Origin of the sequence: Gluconobacter sp. Dm-44, from assembly GCF_018256175.1 — a bacterium.
In the GTDB taxonomy this organism is placed as follows: domain Bacteria; phylum Pseudomonadota; class Alphaproteobacteria; order Acetobacterales; family Acetobacteraceae; genus Gluconobacter; species Gluconobacter cadivus.
In genome coordinates this window covers 1-5,704 of record NZ_JAERLZ010000034.1, presented here as the reverse complement: position 1 = coordinate 5,704, position 5,704 = coordinate 1, and the positions used below count along the sequence as shown (strand labels likewise).

At 58.3% G+C, this 5,704-nt stretch carries 6 protein-coding genes; 4 read left to right on the top strand and 2 right to left on the bottom strand.

What is annotated here, in order from left to right; all coding sequences use genetic code 11:
- Positions 1 to 72: 72 nt before the first annotated feature.
- Together JK213_RS15575 and JK213_RS15570 are read right to left on the bottom strand one after the other, a co-directional pair.
- Positions 73 to 447, bottom strand: a complete 375-nt coding sequence (locus tag JK213_RS15575; protein ID WP_211571882.1) for a VOC family protein — start codon at positions 445 to 447, stop codon at positions 73 to 75.
- Between the two features lie 238 nt (positions 448 to 685).
- Complete coding sequence (locus JK213_RS15570) at positions 686 to 1,489, bottom strand: helix-turn-helix domain-containing protein (RefSeq protein ID WP_211571881.1); 804 nt, start codon at positions 1,487 to 1,489, stop codon at positions 686 to 688.
- A 145-nt stretch (positions 1,490 to 1,634) separates the two neighbouring features.
- On the opposite strand from JK213_RS15570, the gene JK213_RS15565 reads away from it, so the two are divergent.
- From JK213_RS15565 to JK213_RS15550, 4 genes are all read left to right on the top strand, one after another.
- Entirely contained in the window at positions 1,635 to 3,638 is a 2,004-nt protein-coding gene (locus tag JK213_RS15565) for an FUSC family protein (RefSeq protein ID WP_249200739.1), read from the top strand.
- Positions 3,635 to 3,850 carry a DUF1656 domain-containing protein gene (locus tag JK213_RS15560; protein WP_194263426.1) on the top strand — a complete coding sequence of 72 codons (216 nt, stop codon included), beginning with the start codon at positions 3,635 to 3,637 and terminating at the stop codon, positions 3,848 to 3,850. Before JK213_RS15565 ends, JK213_RS15560 begins: the two co-directional genes overlap by 4 nt.
- On the top strand, positions 3,847 to 4,743 hold the full coding sequence (locus JK213_RS15555; protein WP_194263425.1) for an HlyD family secretion protein: 897 nt from the start codon (positions 3,847 to 3,849) through the stop codon (positions 4,741 to 4,743). The genes JK213_RS15560 and JK213_RS15555 overlap by 4 nt, the downstream gene beginning before the upstream one ends.
- 32 nt (positions 4,744 to 4,775) lie before the next feature.
- Positions 4,776 to 5,704: TolC family protein (locus JK213_RS15550; RefSeq protein ID WP_249200737.1), on the top strand; the 929-nt coding region annotated here is incomplete at its 3' end.

The following is a 5,704-nucleotide window of genomic DNA, read 5'->3' as shown; positions in this document are numbered from 1 at the left end:
GCCTTCACTCCCAGCCAATGCACCAGTTTCTTTACAGCCGCTGGATATGAACCAGATTAAAGTGGAATCGCTCTAGGTGGTGGGCTGGGTACGAGCCGTAAGCTTGTTTCCATCTGGATCGCGAAGGTAAGCAACGAATGCTCCGTTTGGGCGCTCAATGGGCGGGCTTTCTATGCTGGTTCCGCCATGGGCGATACCGGCGTCATGCCACGCAACAACATGGCTGGGACTGGCGGCAGCAATGCCAATGGTCCCGCCATTAGCAGCCGTCGCGGGCTCTCCGTTTATCGGCGTTGTGATCATCAACCGTCCCCCATTGTGTCTGTAGATGAGACGACCTCTGGAATCCATTTCGCCAAGGACGCCCCCTAAGGCGGCAAATGTTGCGTCATAGAAAGCTCTCGCCCGTTCGAGGTCATTGCTACCAATCATCACGTGAGTGAACATGATTCTACTCCTGAACTGAGAACAACAGAATATCCGATATCAGTCCGCCAAAGCATCCTTAATAGATGGATGTGCCATTTCTGGGTGACGGGATCGAGGAACTATTAATGGGATTTCTTTAGGCCTGTTTTCTGACTTAAAAGACAAGCCTTTATGGTTTTGGTTGGTAAGTGCAGTCTTTGCTTGGGCAAATCCAAGGTATGAGTGGCAACCTGGTCAAAATTCAGTTCTCCTGCGATCAGGAAAAGTGTTCGCGACCGTTTGCACTAGGCAAATACCGCGAGGGCGTACTGCCAACAGCCTTTCGAAACATCGTAATAAACGCATTGACGAACTCATAACCGAGTATGGCCGCGACCCGCTGCACGTTCGTGCCACTCGCCAGTTCACGGAGCGTGACGACAAGATGAAGCTGTTGTCGCCACCGACCAAATGTCAACCCGGTTTCCTGAACCATCAGTCTGGCCAGAGACCGTTCGCTCATCGCAACACGTTGCGCCCAGTCGGCCACTATACTGCGATCTGATGGCCTGGCTGTCAGCGCATCAGCAATGGCACGAATTTTGGTATGCTCTGATACGGGCAGGTTAAGCCTCTGTCGTGGCATCTCGGCCAATTCGTCGAGCATTACGCGCGCCAGTCGGGCGGCATGACTATCTGGAAGATAATCTTTCGGCTCAGCAGCCAGACGATCAATCATCGTCCGGATCATCGGCGTGATCTCCAGCGCACAGCAATGATCGGGAAGGCTACTCGCACCACTTTCAACGAAGAGATAATCGACCCGGGCGTTCGCAGTCGCCCGGGCACTATGCGGCACCCCGCCCGGAATCCAGATCCCGCAGTTCGGGGGAACGATCCATACGTTCTGGGCGGCCGTGCAGGTAACGGCGCCATAAGATGCCAGAATCAGCTGTCCTTTTCGATGGATGTGCGTCGGCACTTCGGATGCATGATCAGTAAAATCGAGCCTGTGGGCGATTGCGGTTGCATCTGAAGTGTCCGGGTCCACGGAAGCGATAGCTGAGGAGCGGTACGACATCGGATTGGCAGCTTTCAGTGATTGATTGTCTGGATACCTAATTTACCCGGTTGTTGCAACTTATTATCAACAAGGCATGACATTCAGGCCCTTCTGGCAGGACGGGTGGATCAGACCCGCGTTGATTCTGCCGTAACTTATCGCCTTGCTTCGTAACCCGACCCTCAGGGCGGACGGTGAAGCACTGCTCTTTTCCGCCAAGAGTTTCGCTGCCGCGATGCTGGCTTATTTCATAGCGCTTCGCATTGGATTGCCGCGCCCTGCCTGGGCGATCGTCACCGTTTATCTCGTGTCGCAACCCACGAGGGGCGCCTCGCTCAGTCGTGGTCTCTACCGTCTGATGGGCACTCTGGCCGGGGCGCTCGCGACCGTCACAATCGTTCCGACCTTCGCCAACGAGCCAGTGGTGTGCAGTGCGGTGCTCGCAGGATGGATCGGTCTCGGTCTGTTTCTGTCGCTACTCGACCGCACGCCGCGCTCTTATGCCTTCGTGCTGTCCGGCTACACAACCAGCCTGATCGGCTTTCCTGCAGTTGCGGCGCCTGGCGCAGTCTTCGACACCGCCATCGTGCGCGTACAGGAGATCGCACTGGGCATTCTGTGTGCTGTGGTGATCCATCGCTATGTGGTCCCCCGGCCGATGACCGGCCAGTTTCAGGCCAAGCTGACAGCAACGCTGCATGATGCCCGAAAACTGGCCTGCGACGTATTGAATAATGTCTTGGAAAGCTCATGCCACGATGATCGCTACCGAATGGCTCTGGACCTGCTCGCGCTCCGAGGGCTGGCGACACACCTTCCTTATGATCCGGTTACAACACGTCTAAGCGACTCAACGTTGCGCGCTTTACATGATCGGCTGGCTCACCTGTTGTTGCTCCTCGCCGATGTTGAGGAACGGATCTCCCTCATTCATGCGCCTGGAATGCCTGAGGAACTAGCGCAGCTTTTATGCAAAGTTCGCAGCTGGATCACTCTGGACACACCGAGTGATCGCGTGACAGAGGCGCACAGGCTGTTCCAGACTGCCCGTTCATTCGGCCATGTTGATGACGCCACCTTGATTGATGGCCTTGTCGCCAACATCGCCCGTCATCTCACCGAACTCGTCGGTCTCCTGCACGATATCGAACGGCTCGGCGCCGAAGCCAGCGCGGTAGAGTGTGCAACAGAGTCATTTCAGGGCGCTGAGAAAACGACGGGCTATATCTTCCACCGCGATCCGATGATGGCGGCGCGGGCAGGTCTGGGTGCCGCTTTGGGGATCCTCCTCGGCTGCTTTTTTTGGATTTGGTCTGCGTGGCCCGATGGAGGGCTGGCCGTATCAGTTTTGGGTGTCACCTGTGCCCTGTTCGGCAATGTGGACGCACCGGTGCCCTATGTCCGAAAATACATGCTTGGCTCGGCCCATGGTATCGCGATCAGCCTGATCTACAGCTTTACCGTCCTGCCGCGTGTCTTCGAATTCTGGGTGTTGATCGCGGTCCTCGCACCGGCGTTTCTATTCGGAGGATCGTTGCAGGCTCGGCCGTCGACCGCCTTCATGGCGCTTGGCATCACGCTGACTGTCCCGATCCTTGTCGGGTTGGGGCCTGTTTATGGCGGAGATTTCGCTGAGGCCATCAATAGTAGCATCGCGCTGTTGATGGGGGTCGGCTTCGGAGCGGCAACTATGACGTTGTTCCAGACCGTCTCCCCAGATACCGCGATCAACCGGTTGCTGCGGCTGGGCCGCCGAGACGCGGCCTATCGCGTCCGAAGCAGGGTTTCCGCCGAAGCCGTCTGGACCAATCTGACAATCGATCGCATCGCCCTGCTGCGACCCCGTCTAAATCTTTCGGTGCGGCCGACAACGGAGACGATCGACATGATCGTGCGTGACCTTCGCATCGGTCACGCAGTGAGCCGTCTTCATGAGCAATTCGACCAGTTGGAAAGTGAGCCCCTCAGTGCCATCCAGGTGCTGCTGCTCGATCTCGCGCACCATTTCGACAGAGGTTCACCATCGGTCGACGAACTGAATACGCAGGTTGAAGAGCTGATCGCGCGCATTGTCGTCGGAACCGGCGCGCACCGTCACCTGCTTGATCCACTCATCGACCTGCGTTTCGCGCTTTCTTCCGTCCCAAACAGCGAGGCCAGAGCATGATTCCGGACCTCTGCATCAGTGGCGTCTTTGTTCCCGGCTTGTTGGGAGGCGCCTTCATCGCCTTGGTAACCACCGTTGCGTTGCTACGTCTGCTCACCGTCCTCGGCGCGTGGAGAGTGTTTTCTATCCGGCCGTTCGTCGAACTTGCCGTCTTCACCATTGTGTTCAGCCTGCTCGCGCAGGGTCTCTCCACCATCGGACATCTCCCATGAAATTCCTCCTCACCTTTCTGGGGCGCCATGCCTTGACGCTTGGGCTCGTTGTCATCGCTGCTGCTGTCGCACTCCATCTGTGGGAACGCAATCAGCGCACGCCCTGGACCCGTGATGGCCACGTACGGACTGACGTTGTACGGGTTTCGACCGATATTGGCGGTCTCATCACTCAGGTTCTGGTCCATGACAATCAGGTGGTGCGCCCTGGACAACTCCTGATCGTCCTTGATCGACCGCGTCGGGCCGCGGCGCTCGGACGTGCTGAAGCCGCCATAACGGAGGCAAGGGCGCAACTCGATCTGGCGCGCAAGGAGGAACGACGCGACTTGGCCTTACGCGATCTCGTCGCGACGGAGGCTCACGAGCAGAACATCGCAAAGGTCCGGACGGCAGAGGCAGCGCTGACGCGCGCACTCGCTGACCGGGACGTGGCCCAGATCGACATGCAGCGCACTGAAATCCGCGCAACAGTCGGGGGCACCGTCACCAATCTCGACCTTCATCCTGGTGATTATCTGGCCGTTGGCGTCCAAGCCATGGCACTGGTGGACGCCGAGACATTGCGCGTGGAAGGGTATTTCGAAGAAACCAAACTGCGCAGTGTCTCCATCGGCGATCGCGCGCGCATCCATCTGATGGGAGACGATGCCGATATCGTCGGTCATGTCGAGAGTATTGCCGCCGCAATCGCCGACGACCAGCGCGACAACACCGGAAATCTTCTGCCCAAAGTCGCGCCAACATTCTCATGGGTGCGGCTCGCTCAACGCATTCCTGTCCGTCTGCACATAGACCGCGTACCAGCGGGCACAAAGCTGATCGCAGGACGAACAGCGACTGTGGAAATCCTGCCCTCTACCCCCTTGAGCGTGGTTGGGAGGCACCTGTGAGATCTGTTTTTGCCCTATGTATGGCGCTTCTGATGACGGGCTGCGTTGCTGGGCCGGATTATCGCGTTCCCGACGTGGCCATTGCCAATCGCCCTGGAGTGACGCAAGCGCTCCTTGGCGGCAGGAACGATGGCGTGGTCCCGGCCCCCCTGTCACCGCATTGGTGGCATCTCTATAAGGATGCCCGGCTCGACGCTTTCGTTGCCGAGGCACTGGCTACAAACACTGATCTTCGCACCGCAGAGGCCAATCTCGGGAGAGTTGACGCGCTTGTAGGCGAAGCAGAGGCAGCACGCACCCTAACCACGGATGTCAGTGGGCAAACTACTGGCTCGCGGATCGGAGGTCCGACCCGGTTTCTGCCAGCGCCTTTCAGCTACGCGTTAGGTATGAACGTCAGTTATCCTCTCGATCTGGCGGGAGGCATCCGTCGCGCAATTGAAGAGGCTCGCGACCAGTCAGAGGCGGCGCAGGCAGCACGCGACCAGGTGCGTGTGATCGTAGCTGCCACTGTCACGCGTAATTATGCTCGCGTTTGTGCTGATGGCGTAGCGCTGGCCGCCGCGAGACACGTTGTTGCAGTGCAACGCGCGACACTTGATGTCGCGTTACGTATGACCAGCGAGGGACGCAGCACGCGCTTTGATAGTGAACGCGCGCGAACGGCAACATTCGCCAGCGAAGCAGCCATTCCAGACATCCTCGCTGATCAGAAAACAGCGTTATTCGCATTGGCCGCTGTCATGGGGCGCATTCCATCGGACTATCCGCGCGATCTGGAAGCATGCACGACTATTCCGTCGCTTGCCCTGCCGTTGCCGGTTGGCGACGGAGCCGCGCTATTGATGCGTCGCCCCGACATCAGAAAGGCAGAACGCCTTTTCGCCGCAGCGACGGCCGGCATCGGCGTCGCCGAAGCCGATCTCTATCCCCAGGTCAGCCTTGGCGGCTCGGTGGGGAG

Excerpts from the sequence above, each read along its gene's own strand:
- JK213_RS15555 (WP_194263425.1), top strand. The coding sequence starts at position 3,847 with ATGAAATTCCTCCTCACCTTTCTGGGGCGCCATGCCTTGACGCTTGGG.
- JK213_RS15560 (WP_194263426.1), top strand. The coding sequence starts at position 3,635 with ATGATTCCGGACCTCTGCATCAGTGGCGTCTTTGTTCCCGGCTTGTTG.
- JK213_RS15575 (WP_211571882.1), bottom strand. The coding sequence starts at position 447 with ATGTTCACTCACGTGATGATTGGTAGCAATGACCTCGAACGGGCGAGA.
- JK213_RS15570 (WP_211571881.1), bottom strand. The coding sequence starts at position 1,489 with ATGTCGTACCGCTCCTCAGCTATCGCTTCCGTGGACCCGGACACTTCA.